21 protein-coding genes, 1 tRNA gene and 1 riboswitch are annotated in these 19,391 nt (G+C 59.9%); of the genes, 9 read left to right on the plus strand and 13 right to left on the minus strand.

All coding sequences use genetic code 11. The annotated features are described in order from the left end of the window. Positions 1-3: 3 nt before the first annotated feature. Together ACE3O2_RS07400 and ACE3O2_RS07405 are read right to left on the minus strand one after the other, a co-directional pair. Entirely contained in the window at positions 4-231 is a 228-nt protein-coding gene (locus ACE3O2_RS07400; protein ID WP_374336170.1) for a DUF2892 domain-containing protein, read from the minus strand. A 128-nt stretch (positions 232-359) separates the two neighbouring features. Further along, a complete protein-coding gene (locus ACE3O2_RS07405; RefSeq protein WP_374336172.1) occupies positions 360-1,451 on the minus strand; it encodes a PLP-dependent cysteine synthase family protein in 1,092 nt (363 codons plus the stop codon). Between the two features lie 134 nt (positions 1,452-1,585). Here ACE3O2_RS07405 and ACE3O2_RS07410 point away from each other — a divergent pair, with 134 nt between their 5' ends. Both ACE3O2_RS07410 and ACE3O2_RS07415 read left to right on the plus strand, forming a co-directional pair. Further along, a complete protein-coding gene (locus ACE3O2_RS07410; RefSeq protein WP_374336174.1) occupies positions 1,586-2,257 on the plus strand; it encodes a putative metalloprotease CJM1_0395 family protein in 672 nt (223 codons plus the stop codon). Between the two features lie 168 nt (positions 2,258-2,425). Beyond that, the gene (locus ACE3O2_RS07415) at positions 2,426-3,088 is read left to right on the plus strand and encodes an acyl-homoserine-lactone synthase (RefSeq protein WP_374336176.1); all 663 of its coding nucleotides are present in this window, start codon (positions 2,426-2,428) and stop codon (positions 3,086-3,088) included. Here ACE3O2_RS07415 and ACE3O2_RS07420 read toward each other — a convergent pair. The 3 genes from ACE3O2_RS07420 to ACE3O2_RS07430 form a co-directional block, all read right to left on the minus strand. Next, positions 3,000-3,794 (minus strand): LuxR C-terminal-related transcriptional regulator, encoded by a 795-nt coding sequence (locus ACE3O2_RS07420; RefSeq protein ID WP_374336178.1) that lies wholly within the window; start codon positions 3,792-3,794, stop codon positions 3,000-3,002. The two genes, ACE3O2_RS07415 and ACE3O2_RS07420, sit on opposite strands and share 89 nt — an antisense overlap. Before the next feature lie 277 nt (positions 3,795-4,071). Further along, the gene (gene tdh, locus ACE3O2_RS07425) at positions 4,072-5,100 is read right to left on the minus strand and encodes an L-threonine 3-dehydrogenase (RefSeq protein ID WP_374336180.1); all 1,029 of its coding nucleotides are present in this window, start codon (positions 5,098-5,100) and stop codon (positions 4,072-4,074) included. Positions 5,101-5,111: 11 nt separating this feature from the next. Continuing rightward, the gene (locus tag ACE3O2_RS07430; RefSeq protein WP_374336182.1) at positions 5,112-6,311 is read right to left on the minus strand and encodes a glycine C-acetyltransferase; all 1,200 of its coding nucleotides are present in this window, start codon (positions 6,309-6,311) and stop codon (positions 5,112-5,114) included. A 167-nt stretch (positions 6,312-6,478) separates the two neighbouring features. On the opposite strand from ACE3O2_RS07430, the gene ACE3O2_RS07435 reads away from it, so the two are divergent. Then, positions 6,479-7,057, plus strand: a complete 579-nt coding sequence (locus ACE3O2_RS07435; RefSeq protein WP_374336185.1) for a helix-turn-helix domain-containing protein — start codon at positions 6,479-6,481, stop codon at positions 7,055-7,057. A 52-nt stretch (positions 7,058-7,109) separates the two neighbouring features. Continuing rightward, positions 7,110-8,093: a lytic murein transglycosylase B gene (mltB, locus tag ACE3O2_RS07440; RefSeq protein WP_168875531.1), complete on the plus strand. Its 984-nt coding sequence runs from the start codon at positions 7,110-7,112 to the stop codon at positions 8,091-8,093. Between the two features lie 31 nt (positions 8,094-8,124). On the opposite strand, the gene ACE3O2_RS07445 is transcribed toward mltB, so the two are convergent. Continuing rightward, positions 8,125-8,649: an N-acetyltransferase family protein gene (locus ACE3O2_RS07445; RefSeq protein ID WP_374336187.1), complete on the minus strand. Its 525-nt coding sequence runs from the start codon at positions 8,647-8,649 to the stop codon at positions 8,125-8,127. Positions 8,650-8,898: 249 nt separating this feature from the next. Between ACE3O2_RS07445 and ACE3O2_RS07450 the strand changes: the two genes are divergently transcribed. Further along, positions 8,899-8,974 (plus strand) — tRNA-Glu (locus tag ACE3O2_RS07450). Between the two features lie 35 nt (positions 8,975-9,009). On the opposite strand, the gene ACE3O2_RS07455 is transcribed toward ACE3O2_RS07450, so the two are convergent. The 4 genes from ACE3O2_RS07455 to ACE3O2_RS07470 all read right to left on the minus strand — a co-directional run bounded on the left by ACE3O2_RS07455 (position 9,010) and on the right by ACE3O2_RS07470 (position 12,421). Continuing rightward, the gene (locus ACE3O2_RS07455; protein WP_374336189.1) at positions 9,010-9,765 is read right to left on the minus strand and encodes a substrate-binding periplasmic protein; all 756 of its coding nucleotides are present in this window, start codon (positions 9,763-9,765) and stop codon (positions 9,010-9,012) included. A gap of 207 nt (positions 9,766-9,972) precedes the next feature. Further along, positions 9,973-11,028 carry a bifunctional nicotinamide-nucleotide adenylyltransferase/Nudix hydroxylase gene (locus ACE3O2_RS07460; RefSeq protein WP_168875529.1) on the minus strand — a complete coding sequence of 352 codons (1,056 nt, stop codon included), beginning with the start codon at positions 11,026-11,028 and terminating at the stop codon, positions 9,973-9,975. A gap of 11 nt (positions 11,029-11,039) precedes the next feature. Then, positions 11,040-11,960, minus strand: coding sequence for a quinolinate synthase NadA (gene nadA / locus ACE3O2_RS07465; protein ID WP_168875528.1), 921 nt, complete (start codon positions 11,958-11,960; stop codon positions 11,040-11,042). A gap of 146 nt (positions 11,961-12,106) precedes the next feature. Continuing rightward, the gene (locus ACE3O2_RS07470; protein WP_374336191.1) at positions 12,107-12,421 is read right to left on the minus strand and encodes a hypothetical protein; all 315 of its coding nucleotides are present in this window, start codon (positions 12,419-12,421) and stop codon (positions 12,107-12,109) included. Here ACE3O2_RS07470 and ACE3O2_RS07475 point away from each other — a divergent pair. Continuing rightward, positions 12,420-13,628, plus strand: a complete 1,209-nt coding sequence (locus ACE3O2_RS07475; RefSeq protein ID WP_374336193.1) for an RtcB family protein — start codon at positions 12,420-12,422, stop codon at positions 13,626-13,628. The genes ACE3O2_RS07470 and ACE3O2_RS07475 overlap by 2 nt on opposite strands. Before the next feature lie 284 nt (positions 13,629-13,912). Here the strand turns inward: ACE3O2_RS07475 and ACE3O2_RS07480 are convergent, their stop codons facing one another. Beyond that, positions 13,913-14,173, minus strand: coding sequence for a hypothetical protein (locus ACE3O2_RS07480; protein ID WP_168875525.1), 261 nt, complete (start codon positions 14,171-14,173; stop codon positions 13,913-13,915). A gap of 141 nt (positions 14,174-14,314) precedes the next feature. After that, positions 14,315-14,408: riboswitch (TPP riboswitch) on the plus strand. A gap of 28 nt (positions 14,409-14,436) precedes the next feature. Here ACE3O2_RS07480 and ACE3O2_RS07485 point away from each other — a divergent pair. The 3 genes from ACE3O2_RS07485 to ACE3O2_RS07495 are packed head-to-tail and all read left to right on the plus strand — an operon-like array spanning position 14,437 to position 17,967. Next, positions 14,437-15,459, plus strand: a complete 1,023-nt coding sequence (locus ACE3O2_RS07485; protein WP_168875524.1) for a thiamine ABC transporter substrate binding subunit — start codon at positions 14,437-14,439, stop codon at positions 15,457-15,459. A 17-nt stretch (positions 15,460-15,476) separates the two neighbouring features. Beyond that, positions 15,477-17,021 carry an ABC transporter permease gene (locus ACE3O2_RS07490; protein ID WP_374336196.1) on the plus strand — a complete coding sequence of 515 codons (1,545 nt, stop codon included), beginning with the start codon at positions 15,477-15,479 and terminating at the stop codon, positions 17,019-17,021. Continuing rightward, positions 17,014-17,967, plus strand: coding sequence for an ABC transporter ATP-binding protein (locus ACE3O2_RS07495; protein ID WP_374336198.1), 954 nt, complete (start codon positions 17,014-17,016; stop codon positions 17,965-17,967). Before ACE3O2_RS07490 ends, ACE3O2_RS07495 begins: the two co-directional genes overlap by 8 nt. Here ACE3O2_RS07495 and msrA read toward each other — a convergent pair. Further along, a complete protein-coding gene (gene msrA / locus ACE3O2_RS07500; protein WP_374336200.1) occupies positions 17,964-18,494 on the minus strand; it encodes a peptide-methionine (S)-S-oxide reductase MsrA in 531 nt (176 codons plus the stop codon). The two genes, ACE3O2_RS07495 and msrA, sit on opposite strands and share 4 nt — an antisense overlap. Positions 18,495-18,547: 53 nt before the next feature. Beyond that, positions 18,548-19,348, minus strand: a complete 801-nt coding sequence (gene trpC, locus ACE3O2_RS07505) for an indole-3-glycerol phosphate synthase TrpC (protein WP_374336202.1) — start codon at positions 19,346-19,348, stop codon at positions 18,548-18,550. Positions 19,349-19,391 lie beyond the last annotated feature (43 nt).

Below are 19,391 nucleotides of genomic sequence, written 5' to 3' on the forward strand. Positions count from 1 at the left end.
GGCTTATCCCTTGTTGACGGGTTTACGCCCGGCCAGGGCACACATCGGACAAAAGCCGACCAGTCCAGTCAAGGCCAGTGTGATGGCGGTCAGGCCTGCTGCAACCGCCCATGCCGAGTGGCTCCAGTTCATAACGGTATAACCGGTAGCGGCGACCGCTAGCAGCACGCGAAGTACGCGCTCCCAATGGGGTAAATTCTTTGCATAAAACATGGCAACTTCCTTGAACATGATGGGGTGAGGACATCCTCATCTGCAAAGAGGCTGCTTGATCGCAAAACGGTGCGCGCCGGATGACATTTTTTTCAGACTCGCCCGCCTCATGGCACGACCATCGGCGCGGGCGGATCAAACTCTGCTTACAAACCGCTGCTGCGGATGTCCCACGGCAGAGTGGTACCCTGTTCTGCACAGGCCTGGATGGTGGACTGCGTATCGCTGAGGTCCCAGCCGCGCTGCTGCAGCCATTCCGGATTGTAGTAGCTGCAGGAGTAACGCTCACCGCCATCACACAGAATGGTGGCGATCGAGCCGGTCTTACCTGCTTGGCGCATGGCCTGTGCAGCCAGCAGCACGCCGATGAAGTTGGTGCCAGTCGACCCGCCGACCCTGCGCCCCAGACGCTTGGCGAGATAGTGCATCGCAGCCAGTGAGGCGGTATCGGGTACTTTCACCATGGCGTCGATCACGTCCGGAATGAAAGAGGCTTCCACCCGTGGGCGGCCAATGCCTTCAATGCGTGAGCCGCACTCCAGTTTCAGGTCCGGATCGCGGCTGACATAGTGGTCAAAGAACACCGACTGCTCCGCGTCGGCACACAGCACGCGGGTATTCAGCTGCTGATAGCGGACATAGCGCCCGACCGTCGCCGTGGTACCGCCAGTCCCCGGGCTGGTGACGATCCAGTGCGGAACCGGATGTGGTTCCTTCTTCATCTGCTGGAACATGGACTCCGCAATATTGTTGTTGGCGCGCCAGTCCGTCGCGCGCTCGGCGTAGGTGAACTGGTCCATGAAGTGGCCATTGTTCTCGCGGGCCAAGCGCTCGGATTCACTGTAGATGGCGGTCGGGTCCTGCACCAGATGGCAACGGCCCCCCTGGAATTCGATGGCGGCAATCTTGTCGGGCGACGTGGTGGCCGGCATCACGGCAATGAATGGCAGGCCCAGCAAACGTGCAAAATAGGCTTCCGAAATGGCCGTCGAGCCACTGGAGGCTTCTACCACCGTACTACCGGCATGCAGCCAGCCATTACACAGCGAATACAGGAACAGTGAGCGGGCCAGGCGGTGCTTCAGACTGCCGGTAGGATGGCTGGATTCGTCCTTCAGGTAGACATCAATGCCCGGAAAACCCGGCAGGGGCAGGGTGATCAGGTGGGTGTCGGCGGAGCGATTAAAGTCTGCTTCAATCTTGCGGATGGCATCCTGAACCCAACGGCGGTGACTCATGGCAACTCCGGAATAAGCTTATGCCACAAGTATGCCTGAAACGGCGCCGCAGGACGACCGTCTGGCCGCAAGACTTTGTTTCAGCATGTGAAAAGCGCATACTGTCATCATCATCCTGGCGAAGGTGATTGCCCATGGAACTGGGCTCCATTACCACTGCGCTTGCCTTGCAGGTGTCGACCCCAGCAAGGCAGATCGCAACTAACGGCACCACCGCGACGTGCTCATCAGGATGTGGCTGCGAAGGCTGCCTGGGCAGCAAGGTGACGCTGTCGTCGGAAGGCTTGGCCAGGTCAGCCACCTTCCCGGAAGAGGGGGCGCCAGCGGCCGAAGAGGCGAGTGGGCAAGCCACCGCACTCACGGAATCAGAACAGGCTGAGGTGGCAGACCTGAAGCAGCAGGATCAGGCGGTGCGCCGTCATGAGCAAGCCCATATTGCGGCCAGCGGCGGTCTGGCCATCGGTGGTGCCAGCTATGGCTTTACCCGTGGGCCAGATGGGCAGAGCTACGCCGTTAGCGGTGAAGTATCCATCCGCCTGAGTAAAGGGCGTTCACCGGAAGAAACCTTGTCGATTGCACGGGCCGCCCGTGCTGCCGCACTGGCGCCTGCCGATCCCTCACCGCAGGATCGTGCCGTCGCAGCCGCGGCGAGCCAGCTGGAGGCCGAGGCCCGGCGTGAGCAGTATCAGGCCGCCAGCTCCCCCCCGGTATCCGGCAATGGCAGGGTACTGACCGCCGAAGAGATCAACCGCTTTTATCTGCCGGAGCCAAACCCGCGTGGAAACCGGGTGCAAGTACAGGCTTGATCCCGCTGATGGGTGAGTACTTGTTCATTTTTACTGAGCGTAATATTCAATCATAGCCACGATTCAACATTTCACAACTGCTACAAAGAGCAGCTCCGCCGTTTTCCGGTTCGCCTTACAGTGGCCCTGCGCATCCGTCCGGATCCGCACCACAACTGGAGAATGGCAATGTTTCAGGATTTCCCGCTGCAACTGGGTGAGTACCGGCTGATTCAGATCGACAATGCACGTGACTTGCGCACGCAGTATGAGTTGCGCCACCAGATCTTCCATGATGAGCTGGGCTGGCTGCCTGCCCGTGAAGATGGGCTGGATGATGATCGCTACGACCTGTGGTCGGATAATTTCCTGGTTCTGGATGGTGCAGAACGCCCGGTTGGGTGCATGCGGCTTACCCCTAGCGACGAGCCCTTCATGCTCGAGCATGAGTTCCTGTGCCTGATGCCCAGTGCACGGGATATCGAGAAAACGACACGCACGGCGGAAGTGACCCGCATGGGCGTGGTACGCAATGCACAAGGCAACCGCCTGCCGGAAGTCAGCAAGTTGCTGTATATCGGCATGTACTGCTGGGCCCGGCAACGCGGCGTAGAGCGAACCTACTTTGTAACGGAATACAACTACTTTCTGCGGGCCTGCCAAGCAGGCTTGCCGGGTACGGCGGCAGGCGAGCCCCGGGTGATGGACGGCGGCGTGCTGTCCATCGCCGGGTTTCTGGATTGGCCCAATATGGGGGAGCGTTTCAGGCGCTGGCTACGCCATGCCCGGATCGCACCTGACGCATTGATAATGCAATCGCGTGAGCGCGATTGTTTGCCGACAGTTTCTTGATCACGTTGCTGACATGAAACTTCACGGTGCGCTCGGAAATGCCCAGGATCATGGCGATTTCCCAATTGGTTTTGCCGAACTTCATCCATTGCAGGATGTCGCTTTCCCGGCTGCTGAGCGCACCGGCCTGAACGGGGTCATTCGGTTCACGCGAGCGCAAGGCCGCCAGATTGAGGTGAGGGGCCAGGCTCATCAAGATTGCGGCAATGTCTGGCGTCAGCTTGGGAGTGGTGGCGATCGACAGAAAACTGGCTTGTCCTTCGCGCGGCGCAAAGTGGCCAAAACTCATGCCTTGTTCCAGCCCAAAATCACGCGCCGCGGTGACAAACGTCTTCTGCTCCGGGGTGCTGACTTGTGCATAAATGTCAGACCAGACTTTGGCTTGTGGCGACGTGGGCAAGGTGTTCAGAACGGGGTCGCTCTTGGCCAGACCATTCTCCTGATAGCAGTTGAACCACTGCTGCGCGTAGCTGATATTGATCAGCTGATCAATCTCGCTCACTTCCTGCCGCTGGTTGATCTTGCCAAATGCAATGGCCATGCTGCGGATGGGCAAATCATCATGCAAATTCTGACAGAAGCGGATCAAATGGGCTTGATCCTGAATCTGGCTGATTTCCAGCAGCCAGGAGAGCACCTTTTGCATTTGTTGAGACGACATGCTGGACAGCATGGGTTGAATGGATTCCAGTCCAGTAGTGTTCATCGTTTTCCCCGCTAGAAGTCTGACCCGACCATCCATTCATGAAGCATGGTGCAGTAGTGCGGATCGTAAATGCTTATCATGTACGCTGCATGACACGCATTTACCCCATCTTCTGAATGGTTCCAACTCCAGATGGGGGTGTCGCTTGCCCATCTGTGCGCTGAGTCTGGCTTCACTTTACCCCATCTGTGACATGCCGTGCGGATTGTGGCACTTGAGAGTGCTGCCAACCTGTCCTTTTGTACAGGTTGGCAAGTCTGCCGCAACTCAGTAAGGGCTAACGGGTCCAGTCGAGGATGACCTTGCCGCTCTGGCCGGAGAGCATGGCCTCAAAACCGGCCTGATAGTCGTCCACCGCGTAGTGGTGGGTAATGATGGGGCTCAGGTCCAGGCCGCTTTGCAGCATGGAGACCATCTTGTACCAGGTCTCGAACATTTCCCGGCCATAAATCCCCTTGATCTCCAGCCCCTTGAAGATCACCTGATTCCAGTCAATGGCGGTATTGCTGGGCGGGATGCCGAGCAGGGCGATCTTGCCGCCGTGGTTCATGTGCGTGAGCATGCTGGAGAAGGCCGAAGGTACGCCGGACATTTCCAGACCAACGTCAAAGCCTTCCGTCATCCGCAGTTCGTCCATCACGTCCTGCAGGTTTTCCCGACTGACATTGACCGCGTGGGTCGCCCCCATTTTGCGGGCGAGTTCCAGCCGGTAGTCATTCACATCGGTGATCACGATGTGGCGTGCGCCGACATGGCGTGCTATGGCGACGGCCATGATGCCAATCGGCCCTGCGCCGGTGATCAGTACATCCTCACCCACCAGATTGAAGCTCAGCGCGGTATGGGTGGCATTGCCAAAGGGGTCGAAGATGGCGGCCAGATCATCCGGGATATCGTCGGGAATCTTGAAGGCATTGAAGGCGGGAATCACCAGATACTCGGCAAAGGCGCCTTCACGATTGACGCCCACGCCGGTGGTATTGCGGCACAGGTGACGGCGACCGGCGCGACAGTTACGGCAGAAGCCACAGGTGATGTGGCCTTCTCCCGAGACACGATCCCCAATCTGGAAGCCGCGCACTTCCTGCCCCATCTCGACGATCTCCCCCACATACTCGTGGCCGACATGCATCGGTACCGGGATGGTTTTTTGCGCCCACTCGTCCCACTTCCAGATGTGAATGTCGGTGCCGCAGATGGCGGTTTTGCGGATCTTGATCAGGACATCGTTATGCCCGACTTCGGGTTTTTTCACCCGGGTCAGCGTCAGGCCCGGCTCCGGGCTCAGTTTGGCCAATGCTTTCATGGTCATGCTCCTCAGATGGCGCCTACGGCTTTACCGGCCTTGGCAAAGGCGGCAACCGCTTGCTCAATCTGCGCTGTCGTGTGAGCTGCACTCATCTGGGTGCGGATGCGTGCCTTGCCTTTGGGCACCACCGGATAAGAGAAGCCGATCACATATACGCCTTCCTGCAGCAAGGCATCCGCCAGCCGGCTGGCCAGGGCCGCATCGCCCAGCATCACCGGGATGATCGGATGTTGGCCGGGAACCAGATTGAAGCCCAGCGCACTCATCTCGCGACGGAACAGTTCGCCATTGGCACGTACCTGCCGGCGCAACTGCGCGCCTTCCTCACTTTGCAGCAATTCCAGTACTGTCAGCGAGGCGGCGGCGATGGTCGGGGCCAGGCTATTGGAGAACAGGTAGGGACGTGAGCGCTGGCGCAGCAGGTCAATGATGGCCTTGCGACCTGAGGTGTAGCCGCCGGATGCGCCACCCAGTGCCTTGCCCAGCGTGCCGGTATAAATGTCGATACGGCCTTCCACCCCGCACAGTTCCGGAGTGCCGCGCCCGTGTTCACCAATGAAACCGACCGCGTGGGAATCATCCACCATCACCAGTGCACCATAGCGGTCGGCCAGATCACACACCGACTTCAGATCAGCAATGATGCCATCCATCGAGAACACACCATCGGTGGCGATCAGCTTGAAGCGGGCCCCTGCGGCATCGGCGGCTTGCAACTGGGCTTCCAGATCAGCCATGTCGTTGTTTTTGTAGCGGAAGCGCTTGGCTTTGCACAGGCGAACACCATCAATGATGGAGGCGTGGTTCAGCTCATCGCTGATGATGGCATCGTCCTCGGACAGCAGGGTTTCAAACAGGCCACCATTGGCATCAAAGCAGCTGCCGTACAGGATGGTGTCGTCGGTGCCCAGAAAGGCTGACAGCGCCGCTTCCAGCCGGGTGTGCAAGGTCTGCGAGCCACAGATAAAGCGAACCGAGGCCATGCCGAAGCCAAACTCGTCCAGACCTTGCTTGGCGGCTGCGATCAGGCGGGCATCATCCGCCAGCCCCAGGTAATTGTTGGCGCAGAAATTCAGTACCTGCTGACCACCTTTGAGGGTAATGCCGGCATGTTGCGGGCTCTGGATCAGGCGTTCCTGTTTGTAGAAGCCATCATCACGAATCTGCTGCAGGGTAGTTTGCAGGTGCTGCAAGAAAGCGTCACGCATGGGTCCGTCCTTGGGGGAGGGTGGGGAAGGGCGATTGCTGCATTCAGTTTAGCAGCCTGCCGCCGGGTATTTTGTTAGTATGTCATCAGTCTATCCTGAACATGATCGAAATAAAAGATTAAAGTTCGATATATCGAACTGTGTTTCGACCCCTGATTGGAAACCACGTGTCTGATGTCCCCAATATTCCCCAGTCCCCGCCACGTATTGGCAGCCTGATTCAGGCATTGCGTGCTGAGCGTGGCATGACGCTGGACGATCTGTCCCGTATTGCCGGGGTGTCCAAGTCCATGCTGTCCGAGATTGAGCGGGACAAGGCCAATCCGACCATTGCCGTGACCTGGCGACTGGCCAATGCTTTCGGGCTGGAGCTGGCACAGCTTTTTACGGCTGAGCGGGAACAACCCAACCATATTCATGTCGTACGTCGGCACGAGATACCGGCTTTGAGTGGCCCGGAACAACGCTATCAGCTTCGCATTCTGGGGCCGATGGAGCTGGCAGGGCGCTTTGAATGGTATGAGTTGACACTGGCGCCGCACGGTGAGCTGGTGTCTGCCGGGCATGATCCGGGCGCACGTGAACACCTGACGGTGCTTGAGGGAGAGTTGGAAGTGTGTGTGCAGGATGAGCGGCATGTCTTGCAATCCGGCGAAACTGCCCGCTATGGTGCGGATTGCGAGCACGCCATCCACAACCGCCATGCACTACCCGCACGAGCCGTGCTGGTAGTGATCCACCCCTGAGCGGGGCTGGACCGAATAACAATGGTATCTAATGACAGGGATGATTTGACTCATGGCTGTTTTACGACAGCTTGCCGTAGTGGCAAGCAGCATCATGCTGGGTATATCGGCACAGGCCTCGGATCTGGCTGCCAAGCCAGAGGTGGCCGCCTTCATCGACAAGATGGTGAAACAGCACCAGTTTGAGAAAGAATCGCTCTATCGTCTGTTTGACCAGGTGGTGGAAAAGCCCAGGGTGCTGGAGATTCTCGATCGCCCGGGTACGGCGCAACCCTGGTACAAGTACCAGCCCAACTTTGTCAACAGTACCCGCATTGCCCGGGGCGTGGCGTATTACAAGCAGAACCGGGCGACGCTGGAAGCCGCCAGTGCCAAATATGGCGTGCCGGCAGAGATCATCGTGGCCATCCTCGGCGTTGAAACCGATTACGGTCGCAATGCGGGCAGCTTCCGGCTGGTCGACGTGCTCAGCACCATCGGCTTTGATTATCCGCGTCGTGCCGAGTACTTCCAGGGTGAACTGGAAGCCTTCCTGCTCCTGGCGCGTGCAGAGGGGGGCGACCCGCTCACTTACAAGGGCTCCTACGCCGGTGCGATGGGCTTGCCGCAATTCATGCCCTCTACCTTTAACAAGTATGCAGTGGATGGCGATGGCGATGGCCACAAGGACATCTGGAACAATCAGACCGATGCCATCTACAGCATTGCCAACTACCTGCAATCCTATGGCTGGCAGAAAGGTGGCGACCTGACGGTACAGGCCATGGTCAGCGGTGAAAGCTACCCGACCCTGGTGGCCGAGCGCTTCAACCTGAACTGGACGGTGGCCGAGATGGCCAAGTTCGGCGTCAAGCCGATGGGCGAGGTCAACCTGCAGGACAAAGCCATTCTGTTCCCGCTGGAAACCTCGCCTGGTGTGGTAGAGCACTGGCTGGGGCTGCCCAACTTCTTTGTGATTACCCGCTATAACAAGAGCACGCTGTACGCTATGAGTGTGGTGCGCCTTGCCAATGCCATTGCGGCTGGCGCTGCGTGATTTACCCGCCCTGGGGCAGGGCGGGGTGGGCTCAGGCCAGTAACTTGTAGTAGTACTCGGTCGGGTGCAGCTCGCCATCCGGGCTATAGGCATAGTCCGGAATGCTGCCCCCGAACTGGTAGCCCAGGCTACGGTAAAGCTGCACGGCAGGCTTGCCTGATTCGGTATCCAGCACCAGCAGGTGGCGTCCATGCGCCTGTGCTGCTTCTTCTACCACTGCCATCAATTGCTGGGCGTAGCCGCGGCGACGGCAGGCCTGCAGTACAAACAGCTTTTGTACCTCTGCACGGTGGCGGCCGTTGCTCTTGCCGCACAGGCTGAGCTGGACACTGCCCGCCAGCGTATCGCCTTCGTACAATACCCAGAGCAGCAAGCCATCATCCAGTTGCGATGCTACGGCGTGCCAGTAGGCTTGCAGCGCTTCTTCACTCAGGGGCAGGGTAAAACCCACCGAGGCACCACCCTCTACTGCATCACGCAGTAAATGACAGAGTTCGGGCAGGCGGCTTTTCATGGCGTCCGGGGTCGTCAGTTGCATCATGCTACGGTCAGGCATGGTCTTTCCTTGTGAGGCAAATAATCAGAAGCCCTAGGGATCGCCCGGGGCATGACTTGATCAGCAAGGCTCATGCCATGTAAAAAATGCCAGCCTTTGCCATGTTTGGCGTGATGTATGCACTGCCAGAAGGCATGTGGCTGTATTGCTGCACAGAAAGTGTGCGGACTTGACAGGTGTGGCGGCTTTCTCTATAGTTCAGCCCTCGCAATGCCTCGCTGCTGGACAAGCTGCTCCAGTAGTCCCGATGTCCCCATCGTCTAGAGGCCTAGGACACCGCCCTTTCACGGCGATAACCGGGGTTCGAATCCCCGTGGGGACGCCAGTATCATTCCTCCAGCTCTGCTTTTCCCGTCGCCGTCAGAATAAGGGTGCACGCGGTGTATTGATTGCTGGTGCGCCCCATGCCTGCTGATACTTTTCCAAAAGACCCGACATGACGCCCTGGCTGTTCAGCTTTTTCATCGCGGCTTCCAGCCGACTGACCAGCTCCGGACTATAGCAAGGTGATTTGAGCGACAGTGTCAGATACAGTGCTTCCTGGCTGATGGGCAGGGGCAGGATGCTGAGTCGCTTGAGTCCCAGCTTCTGGATGTAGGCCTGGGCAGGCTGATCTTCATAGACCAGATAGTCGGCACGGCCCGCTTGCAGCATGCGCAAGGCAACCTCAAGGCTGCCGACTTTCTGAATATGAAGCATGCGCTCGGCAAACATGTCGAAATTATTGCCAAAGCTGTTGTTGATGACCGTGATGCCTGAGAAATTCGCCAGTTCTTCCCAATTCTTCGGGGCAATGGGCTTGTCATCCCGGATCCAGATCACGCTGCGTGTCAGATAGATCGGCGTGCTGATGTAGCTCATGTAGCCGCGGCGTTCATGGGTATCAAATGCCCCCGCGATCATGTCAACCAGACCGGCTTTCGTCATGGCTTGAGTGCGTCCCCATGGGCCGCTATATACCATCTGTACCGGAATGCCGATTTCTTTGGACAGCATGGACATCAGCTCGGCATTGGCACCGACCAGCTGCTCGGCATGCACGGGATCTACCCACAGAAAAGGGGGGTACTCGGCATTGCCGGACACCCGAAGCCGGGGGCAGTGAGGGTCTGCCATAGCGGTTCCGGCAAGCAAGATGCTCAGGCTGCACATCACGGACCTGAGCAGCTGCTTGCAACAGAGGCTTCGTAAGCAGAGGGTTTTCCTGGTCCCCATACGGACTCGCGCTATTCCAATCAAATGTGACATCCGGGTTTCAGTCTACACCAATCCGGCGTCCTCTCCATCAGGGTTAACCCGGAATGCGCACTGCAATGATACGGATCAAATCTGGCCGAGGAACCAGTTCACCATATAGAAGTGGTCCTCGAACAACTCGCTCTCCATGCGGGAAAACTGTGAGAGCGGTACCCAGCGTACCTTGTCGGCATCATCTGCGGCCTTCACCCGCGGCAAGCCTTCCTGGGTGGGGACCAGTTCAAACAGGAAGGCATGGCTGATGGTGCGGCCGCGCAGGCTGCGACCAGGATGGTCAAACACCTTGCTGCCCCGAATCGAGCCCGCCAGCACCGGCACCGGTACTTTCAGACGGGTTTCTTCACGCAGCTCGCGGATGGCGGCATCCTTCAGCCGCTCGTTCTGCTCCACAAACCCTCCCGGCAAAGCCCATTGTCCTTTGCCCGGTTGGGCGCGGCGGCGCACCAGCAGGATGTGGCCAGAGTGAATGACCACCGCGTCTACGGTCACAAAGGTGGGCGGGTAGGGGGCAGCTCGCCAGGCCGCCTTGTATTGCTGCACAAAGCGATATTCGGATGCCAGATTGGCGTACTCGCTGCTGCGGCGGAATTCCAGCAGACAGGTACGTACGGGTTCCGGCAGCAGGGCTTCAAACGGCTCAAATGCTTCCGGGCTCTCAAAGTAGGCGTGGCGGATGGCGCTGGCGTTAGGCCCCGGTACCTCTTCGACTTCGATACGCTGCCATTGTGGGAAGAAGTCCAGATAATAGGTATCAAAGCCCAGCTTGGAGCCAATGGTGCCGATGCGATAGCTGGCCGGGCGGCTGGCCAGATTGACAGTATCCACCGCGATCACCTTGTCCACCGCATTCTGCACCTCGGTGACCCACTGCTGGTCGTTGTACATGCGATCAGATACCCCGACGCAGTACACTCGGTTTTGCTGCTCCGGACTCAGGCAGGCGCGCAGCATCTGCTCGCGCTCTTCGACCGACCAGGGCAACTCATAGCTCTTGGCACGGCGGGCGGAGCCGCAGATGATGATGACTTTTTCCGCCAGCTCCAGCGCCTTTTGTACCGTGGCCAGATGGCCATGGTGCAGCGGCTGGAAGCGGCCAATGTAGATCAGGTAGTCCAGTTTCACCGCGCCGCCCCTCAACGATAATACTGACTGGAAAACTCCAGCATGCGCTCAATCGGCAAACGGGCCGCATCCATATCGGCCTCACTCAGGTAATCAATGACGATACCTTCGCCTTGTTGCGCGCGTTTGACGGCCTCGATGGTATTCAGCTTCATGTATGGACACTGGTTGCACTGGCAACCGGCATAAATCGGCGCCTGGCGGATGTCCAGTTCCGGACGGGCCAGCTTCATGTTGTAGAGAATGCCATCCTCGGTTGCGACAAAGATCACGCCATTGGCCGCGCCCTGATACTGCTTGACCCAGTTCAGCATGCCGCTGGTCGATCCCACGTAATCGGCCTGCTGCAACACCGGCAACGGGCTCTCAGGGTGGGCGATCAGGGCATGCGGCAGTCCGCCAACACTGGCAAACGCTTCATCCAGGGCAGCCTGGTTGAATTTGTCATGCACTTCACAGACGGCGGACCACAAAGGCATGTCGTAGCCATACTGGAAATTCAGGTAGGCGCCCATATTGCGGTCGGGCGAGAAGATTACTTTCTTGCCCTCGGCATACAGGTGGGCAATGATGTCGTCCACATTACGGCTGGTCACGATCCAGTCTGACAAGGCTTTGTGCTGGGCGGACGAGTTGATGTAGGACACATGCACATGGTCCGGGTGGGCTTCACGCCATGCTTTCAGCGCAGCCACATCGGTCTGCTCGACCAGCGAACAGGTCGAGCCGCGATCCGGCAGCACAACCGTTGCGTTCGGATTCAGAATCTTGGCGGTTTCCGCCATGAAACGCACACCGGCAAACACGATGATGTCGGCCTGGGCGTCGCGCGCAAACAGCGAAAGCTCCAGGCTATCACCGACCTTGTCGGCCATCTGCTGGATTTCCGGGGTGGTGTAATAGTGGGCGAGGGTAACGACAGACTTGGCCATGGGAATTCCTCCAGCAGGCATGGGGGCGGTACGCAGCTCTGTGGCGTACAGCAAAAACGGGTTGGCGTCATCGGCTTGCACCATACTGTGGATTCCCCACATGCAAGCAGACTTGTAGTGCATTCTCCGCCTTTTTGACGAGGGTATCAAGCCGGGGTCAAGGGATGATTTGTTGCCATAAAGATACACTGTTGCGTAATGGTTGCACTTTGCTCAGTGCATGCCATTGACGTCGTCCCGTCGGCTGCGGCAGACTGCGCCGCATTGTTGGATGTGTAGTACGTCAACCCAGAAAGGAGAGTATCGATGACGACGCAGAAAGGCTTGACCCAGTAACCGATCTCCCAGTCTTCGCCCCGGGTTGGATCGGTTTGTTCATGATCCGCCGTGGCCAGGTAGACGACGCGCTTCCTTGCACGCCCCGGCTTACCCGGGGCGTTTTGCATTGGAAGATTCAACATGGGCATTTTGCTTACCCTCAATAAAGGCCGGGTTCCGGTCAAGATCTGGACGGACCAGATCGAGCCACAGGCCATGCAGCAGCTGGTCAATGTGGCACAACTCCCCATCGTACATGGCCATATCGCGGCCATGCCGGATGTCCATGCTGGTATCGGTGCCACCGTGGGCAGCGTGATTCCCACCAAGGGCGCCATCATTCCGGCGGCGGTCGGGGTGGATATCGGTTGCGGCATGAACGCCATTCGTACCACGCTGACGGCGTCAGACCTGCCTGACAATCTGCTCCGCTTGCGCAGCAGTATCGAAGCCAGTGTGCCGGTGGGGTTCAACCAGCACGAAGCCAGCAAGGTGCGCGGCAGCGCGTTTGCCCGTATCAGCCGTCCGCTGGATGCGAGACTGGATGTCATTGTCGGCAAGCATCCGGGGCTGATGAAGATGCAGCGCAAGTTTGCCCAGACCTGGCGTTGCCAGATGGGCACGCTGGGCGGTGGCAACCACTTCATCGAGCTATGCCTGGATGAGGAACAACGGGTGTGGGTGATGCTGCACTCGGGCAGCCGGGGCATTGGCAATGTCATGGGGCGCTATTTCATCGACGCGGCCCGCAAGGAAATGCGTCGCCATCAGATTCACCTGCCTGACATCGACCTCGCCTACCTGCAAGAAGGTAGTGAGTGGTTTGATGACTATGTGGAGGCGCTGAACTGGGCACAGGATTACGCCTTGCTCAACCGGCGCACCATGATGGAGCTGGTGGTGTCCGCCATACGGCCCTTGCTGCCAGCCTTCGAGCTGGACGGTGAAGCCATCAACTGCCATCACAACTATGTGCAGGAAGAAACACACTTCGGGCAATCGCTGTACATTACCCGCAAAGGTGCCATTCGCGCCGGGCAGGGTGAGCTGGGCATCATCCCCGGCAGCATGGGCGCGCGTAGTTTCATCGTGCGTGGCTTGGGCAATGCGCAGTCATTCTGCTCCTGCTCGCATGGTGCGGGGCGCTTGATGAGCCGCACGGACGCGCGGCGACGTTTTACCCGGCATGATCTGGAGCTGCAAACCGCCGGTGTGGAGTGCCGCAAGGACCGTGGCGTGCTGGACGAGATTCCCGGTGCGTACAAGGATATCGACCAGGTGATGTCACACCAGACCGATCTGGTGGAAGTGGTCCATAGCCTGAAACAAGTGTTGTGCATCAAGGGCTGAACAGCCTGAGGGGGAGCGGAGGTTCCCCCAATCTCAAGTCAAGAGTTGAATCAAGGAGCCGTCATCATGAAGCAAAGAGGAAAAACCCTGGTGCCACGCAATGCGCTGGCACTGGCAGCCCGGCAGCGTCATGCCGGGGCGCATGGCAACAGCGAGAAAGCCAAGCGGCAGCAAGCGCGGCAACAATTACAGCGTGAACTGCGTGAAGGGCCGAAAGGCCGGTGGGAGGATGAAGAGGACACAGGGCGGGATTTCCCGCCCTGTTGCTTTTGGCGCGGGCGGAATTACATCGCCTTGCCACCGGCCTTGCTGCATTCTGCGGCGCTCATTGACAGCCAGCCTTGCCCCTTGCAGCTGTTCTGACCCTTGCAGGCGCTGCTGGCGGTCTTGCATTCCGACGTACCCTTGCAGCTGTTGACGCCGCTGCACATCACCTTGTCGGCACTGCTCATCTTGTCTGCATTGCCCATGCTGCTACAACCGGCCAGCAATGCGGCTGCCGCCAAAGCCAGTACGGCGCCCGAATTACGAAGGGGTAGGTTCATGTTGTGTCTCCTGAGTGTTGGGTGAGTTCACCAGAGCCAGCCGAAAGGTGGCCGGTAAGCTTCAGTCGGACAAAGGCTGCATTCATTACAGGGCGATGAACGTCACTGGGCGAGTCAGGAGGGGCTGTGTATAATCGCGGCCTTGCACACCAGGGGTGCCCGCGTGCCGGGCTGAGAGATACCCTAACACCTGATCTGGGTCATGCCAGCGGAGGGAGCGTGTTCTAGCGCTTTCTCCTTTTCGTCCGTAAAAGGGGATGTTCATGTTGTTGCGTCGTCTGGTTGTTTCCGCTGTAGCCGTTCTGGCTGCGTCTGCCCTGCAAGCTGCCGAGTTGCGTGTGCTGTCACACAGCTCTTTCTCGGTGAATAAACAAAAACTCGCCGAATTCGAGCAGAAGAATGGCGTCAAGGTCAGCATCATCAAAGCGGGTGATGCGGGCGAGATGCTGAACAAGCTGATCCTCACCAAGTCGGCACCGATTGCCGATGTGGTGTACGGCATTGACAACCTGCTGCTGGCCAAAGCGCAATCCGCCGGCGTGCTGGAGCGCTACACGGCTCCGACCAGCGCCAACGTGCGCAGCTTCAAGCTGGGTGATGCCTTGACCCCGGTGGACTACGGCTGGGTGATGCTGAATGTCGACAAAGCCTATGTCGCGCAACACAAGCTGGCACTGCCCAAGACGCTGGAAGACCTCACCCAGCCTGCTTACAAAGGCATGCTGGTGGTGGAAAACCCGGCAACCAGCAGTACCGGCCTTGCGTTTCTGGCGGCCACCGTCAACCACTTTGGCGAGCAGAAAGCCTGGGCGTTCTGGGAAAAACTGCGTGACAACGACCTGAAGATCACTCAGGGCTGGACCGAAGCCTATGAGAAGGAATTCTCCCGCAATGGCGGCAAGCGCCCCTTCGTGGTCAGTTACCAGACCTCGCCCGCAGCGGAGCTGTTCTACAGCGAAGGCAAGCTGAAAGAGCCACCGACCGATAATCTGTATCTGCCGGGCAGCCGCTTCATGCAGGTGGAAGGTGTTGCGCTGGTCAAGGGGGGCAAAGAAGCCGCACTGGGCAAGGCTTTCATTGCTTTCCTGCAATCGGAAGGTGTGCAGCAGGAGCTGCCCACCTCCATGTGGATGTTCCCGGTGCTGCAAACGGTGAAGCTGGATGACAGCTATCGTTTCGCCCAGGCGCCGCAGGGCAGCAACAAGAATGAACAACCGGTGGTTAGCCAGAATGCACAGCAGTTGCAAGACTGGGTGGCGCGCTGGACCCGCATCATGCGGCCTTGAGCTGACGTACGCACATCATGACCACCCGGCACGCTGACCGTTTGCCACGCCTGCTACTGGGCGCGCTGGGGGGGCTGACGCTGGCCTACCTGCTTGTGGTGGTGGTCTGGCCCTTCTGCCACATGCTGGCGAGCGGCGGGGCGTCCAGCGTGCTGGTACTTGGTGACGGGTATTACTGGAAGCGGATCGGCCTCACGGTACTGCAAGGGGCGTTGGCAGCCCTGCTATGTGGTGTGCTGGGCGTGCCAGTGGCTTGGTATTGTTTTACCTGGCGCTTTCCGGGGCACCGCTGGTGGTTGCGGGCCTTGCTGTTGCCCTTTCTGGTACCTACGGTAGTTGCTGCGCTTGCGGTGCTGTCGCTGGTAGGCCATACCGGCGTGTTGCCGTGGTCGCTGGAGGAGGGCTTCCCGCTGCTGATGTGGGGTTATCTGTTCTATAACCTCGGTCTGGTGGTGTGGATGAGTTACACCGCGCTGGGGCGAGTACCGGCTTCCAGCATCATGGCCGCCCGCACGCTGGGTGCATCACCCGCGCAGATTCTGCGCCGCGTGGTGTGGCCGGTGATTCGCCCCGGCGTGCTGGCCGCCTTGCTGCTGACCTTCCTGTTCTGCTCCACCAGCTTTGGCGTGGCCCTGATGCTGGGCGGGCGTTTCTGGTCCACGCTGGAAGTCGAAATCTACAGTCTCACCACCATGCAGCTGGACCTCGGCACCGCCAGCGTGCTGGCCCTGCTGCAATGTCTCTGGTGTGCGCTGCTGGTGGGCTTGTATGCACGGCAGGAGCGCGTGCTGCCCCTGCCGCAAAGCGGCCTCCCGCTGCACTGGCCTTTGACCCGACTGCATAAACTGCTGGCCAGCCTGCTGATGCTGCTGGTCAGTGCGCTGGTACTGGCACCCTTACTGGCTTTGCTGTGGCAAAGCCTGGCACAGGGCGGGGCGGGCTACCGTCTGCTGTGGCAGGACGAAAGCTGGTGGCCTGCGGTGGGCAATACCCTGCGCTTTGCCTTGTTGACGTTGCCGCTGGCGGCGGTACTGGGGGCGGTGCTCGCCCGCGTGCTGTTGCGTTGGCCGCGCCTGGGGGCACTGGCGGGCTACGCGCCGTATCTGGTGTCCGCCTCCGTATTGTCGCTGGGTTTGCTGATCAGCTATCCGGCGTGGGCAGGCAGCCTGGCTTTGTTGATCGCGGGCTACGTGCTGCTGGCGTATCCCTTTGTCACCCGCAACCTCACGCTGGCCTGGCGGCAACTACCGCCGCAGCAGGCGCAGGCGGCACGCAACCTGGGCGCAAACACCTGGCAGACGGGCTGGCGTGTGGTCTGGCCCCAATTGCTGCCCGGCCTGCGGGTGGGGCTGGCGTTTGCTGCCGCCAGCATGCTGGGCGAGTTCGCTGTGACCCTGTTTCTGCAACGCCCTGAATGGGCCACGGTGACCACCCTGATCTATGAACATCTGGGCCGCCCGGGCAGGACCAACTTGCTACAGGCGCAAGCCGCGGCCTGCCAGTTGCTGTTGCTGGCCAGCGGTGTCTTTGCCTTGATCATGGGAGGGCGGCAGCGTGCTTGAACTGCAAGGGGTGTGCCGACGCTACCCCGGCGCCGCACAACTGGCGGTGAACCAGATCAGCCTGCAGCTGCAGGGTACCGAAACACTGGTCCTGTTGGGGCCGTCTGGCTGCGGCAAAAGCTCCTTGCTGAAGCTGGTGGCCGGGCTGGAGCGCCCGGACCAGGGGCGGGTGTGCTGGCAAGGGCAGGATCTGGCCGAAGTGCCTGCCGAGCAGCGGCAGTTCGCCATGGTGTTTCAGGACTACGCGCTGTTCCCGCACCTGAGCGTGGTGGACAACGTCGCCTTTGCGCCTACCGTGCAGAAAACCGATGCCCGCCAGCGTACTGAGCGGGTTGACCACTGGATGCAGCGCCTGCAGCTTGAAGCGCTGGCGGGCAGACCGGTGTGGACCTTGTCTGGCGGGCAGCAGCAACGGGTGGCGGTGGCGCGTGCACTGGCAGCAGCTCCTCGGCTGCTGCTGCTGGATGAACCCTTCTCCAATCTGGACGAATCGCTGCGCGGCGAGCTGCAAGCCATGCTGCGTGAAGTGCTGCGCGAGGCGGCGATCCCCTGCCTGCTGGTCACCCACGATCAGCGCGAAGCCTTCCAGCTGGGCGACCGCATTGCGCTGATCCGGCAAGGCCAGCTGATTTACTGCGCCCCGGCGCACCAGCTTTACCACCAGCCGGGCAGCCGCTGGGCGGCCCGTTTCCTCGGTCACCGCAATCTGGATGCAGACGGTCTGTGGCCGGAGCATGCGTTCAGCTTCAATGGCCCGGCCAATGCCTGCGTCCGGCAATTACAGCGGCTGGGCGGCCAGATCGAGCTTCAGGTCGAGGAGGGCGGGCAGCACTGGGTACTGCTGCTGTCGCAGCGGGAATGGCACCAGCTCGGCTGCCCCAGCGTGGGCGACAGCATGCCCTGCCACCGTGACCCGGCGCTACGGGTGCCGCTGCCAGCGGATTAGCCCGGCTTGGTCTGCGCAGCGAACTTGCGGCGCAGCGCGCTGAGCTTGGGGCTGATCACTGCCATGCAGTAGGGTTGCTGGCGGTGTTGCTGGTAGTAGTCCTGATGGTAGTCTTCCGCCGGGTAGAAGACCTCCAGCGGGCGGATCTCGGTGACGATAGGCTGGTCAAACTCGGGGGCCAGCTGCTGCATCAGCTCGCGGGCGATATGCGCCTGATGGTCATCATGGCTGAAAATCACCGAGCGGTACTGGGTGCCCACATCATGCCCTTGCCGGTTGAGCGTGGTCGGGTCGTGCATGGCAAAGAACACCGTAAGCAGGTCCGTATAGCCGATCTGCGCTGGATCAAACGTAATCTGCACCACTTCAGCATGCCCCGTGGTGCCCTGGCACACCTGCTTGTAATCCGGATTAAGCACATGCCCGCCACTGTAGCCGGATACCACCTTCTCCACGCCGCGCAGCTGCTGGAAAATGGCTTCCAGGCACCAAAAGCAGCCACCACCGAGGGTTGCAATTTCTGTCATGATGTTTTCCTTGCTGAGTCCTGATCATCAGTCGGTGGTGGCGGGTGAATCTGTCAGGCGTTGAAGTTGCCGAACAGCGCCTGCAAGGCTACGCCGGGATCGGGCTGGCGCATGAAGGCTTCGCCGACCAGATAGGTGTGTACCTGATGTTGCTGCATCAGGGCGACATCCGCCGCTTGCAGAATGCCGCTTTCGGTGACCACGATGCGGTCGGCGGGGATGCGGGCCAGCAGGTCCAGCGTGGTATCGAGGCTGACCTCAAAGGTGCGCAGGTTACGGTTGTTGATGCCGATCAGCGGGGTGCTCAGTTGCAGGGCGGCGGTCAGTTCGTCGCCATTGTGCACTTCCACCAGCACCGCCATGCCCAGCTGATGGGCCAGGCGCTCCATGTCCTGCATCTGTGCCAGGCTCAGTGCAGCGGCGATCAGCAGGATGCAGTCTGCACCCATCGCCCGTGCTTCGTAGACCTGATAGGAATCGACCAGAAAGTCCTTGCGCAAGACCGGCAGATCACACGCCTGACGGGCGGCTTTCAGGTAGTCCGGTGAGCCCTGGAAGAAGGGGGCATCGGTGAGCACCGACAGGCAGGCTGCGCCTGCGCTGGCATAAGAAGCGGCGATGCTGGCGGGCTCGAAATCCTCGCGGATCACGCCTTTGCTGGGGCTGGCCTTTTTGATCTCGGCGATGATGGCCGGGTGCTGCCGAGCATGCCGGGCGCGGATGGCGCCGACAAAGTCCCGCGTCGGGCCTTGCTGGGCGATCTGGGCTTCCAGCATGGCCTGGCTGGTGTGCTGGCGGGCAGCGGCGACTTCCTCCGCCTTCACGCTGAGGATGCGTTGCAGAATGTCAGACATGGTGTACGGCTCGCAGGGTCAAGCGCCCCCGCAGGGGCGGGGG

The sequence above is a fragment of the Leeia sp. genome (assembly GCF_041909055.1).
In the GTDB taxonomy this organism is placed as follows: domain Bacteria; phylum Pseudomonadota; class Gammaproteobacteria; order Burkholderiales; family Leeiaceae; genus Leeia; species Leeia aquatica.

Excerpts from the sequence above, each read along its gene's own strand:
- ACE3O2_RS07400 (WP_374336170.1), bottom strand. The coding sequence starts at position 231 with ATGTTCAAGGAAGTTGCCATGTTTTATGCAAAGAATTTACCCCATTGG.
- ACE3O2_RS07405 (WP_374336172.1), bottom strand. The coding sequence starts at position 1,451 with ATGAGTCACCGCCGTTGGGTTCAGGATGCCATCCGCAAGATTGAAGCA.
- ACE3O2_RS07410 (WP_374336174.1), top strand. The coding sequence starts at position 1,586 with ATGGAACTGGGCTCCATTACCACTGCGCTTGCCTTGCAGGTGTCGACC.
- ACE3O2_RS07415 (WP_374336176.1), top strand. The coding sequence starts at position 2,426 with ATGTTTCAGGATTTCCCGCTGCAACTGGGTGAGTACCGGCTGATTCAG.
- ACE3O2_RS07420 (WP_374336178.1), bottom strand. The coding sequence starts at position 3,794 with ATGAACACTACTGGACTGGAATCCATTCAACCCATGCTGTCCAGCATG.
- tdh (WP_374336180.1), bottom strand. The coding sequence starts at position 5,100 with ATGAAAGCATTGGCCAAACTGAGCCCGGAGCCGGGCCTGACGCTGACC.
- ACE3O2_RS07430 (WP_374336182.1), bottom strand. The coding sequence starts at position 6,311 with ATGCGTGACGCTTTCTTGCAGCACCTGCAAACTACCCTGCAGCAGATT.
- mltB (WP_168875531.1), top strand. The coding sequence starts at position 7,110 with ATGGCTGTTTTACGACAGCTTGCCGTAGTGGCAAGCAGCATCATGCTG.
- ACE3O2_RS07445 (WP_374336187.1), bottom strand. The coding sequence starts at position 8,649 with ATGCCTGACCGTAGCATGATGCAACTGACGACCCCGGACGCCATGAAA.
- ACE3O2_RS07455 (WP_374336189.1), bottom strand. The coding sequence starts at position 9,765 with ATGGCAGACCCTCACTGCCCCCGGCTTCGGGTGTCCGGCAATGCCGAG.
- nadA (WP_168875528.1), bottom strand. The coding sequence starts at position 11,960 with ATGGCCAAGTCTGTCGTTACCCTCGCCCACTATTACACCACCCCGGAA.
- ACE3O2_RS07475 (WP_374336193.1), top strand. The coding sequence starts at position 12,420 with ATGGGCATTTTGCTTACCCTCAATAAAGGCCGGGTTCCGGTCAAGATC.
- ACE3O2_RS07470 (WP_374336191.1), bottom strand. The coding sequence starts at position 12,421 with ATGTTGAATCTTCCAATGCAAAACGCCCCGGGTAAGCCGGGGCGTGCA.
- ACE3O2_RS07480 (WP_168875525.1), bottom strand. The coding sequence starts at position 14,173 with ATGAACCTACCCCTTCGTAATTCGGGCGCCGTACTGGCTTTGGCGGCA.
- ACE3O2_RS07485 (WP_168875524.1), top strand. The coding sequence starts at position 14,437 with ATGTTGTTGCGTCGTCTGGTTGTTTCCGCTGTAGCCGTTCTGGCTGCG.
- ACE3O2_RS07490 (WP_374336196.1), top strand. The coding sequence starts at position 15,477 with ATGACCACCCGGCACGCTGACCGTTTGCCACGCCTGCTACTGGGCGCG.
- msrA (WP_374336200.1), bottom strand. The coding sequence starts at position 18,494 with ATGACAGAAATTGCAACCCTCGGTGGTGGCTGCTTTTGGTGCCTGGAA.
- trpC (WP_374336202.1), bottom strand. The coding sequence starts at position 19,348 with ATGTCTGACATTCTGCAACGCATCCTCAGCGTGAAGGCGGAGGAAGTC.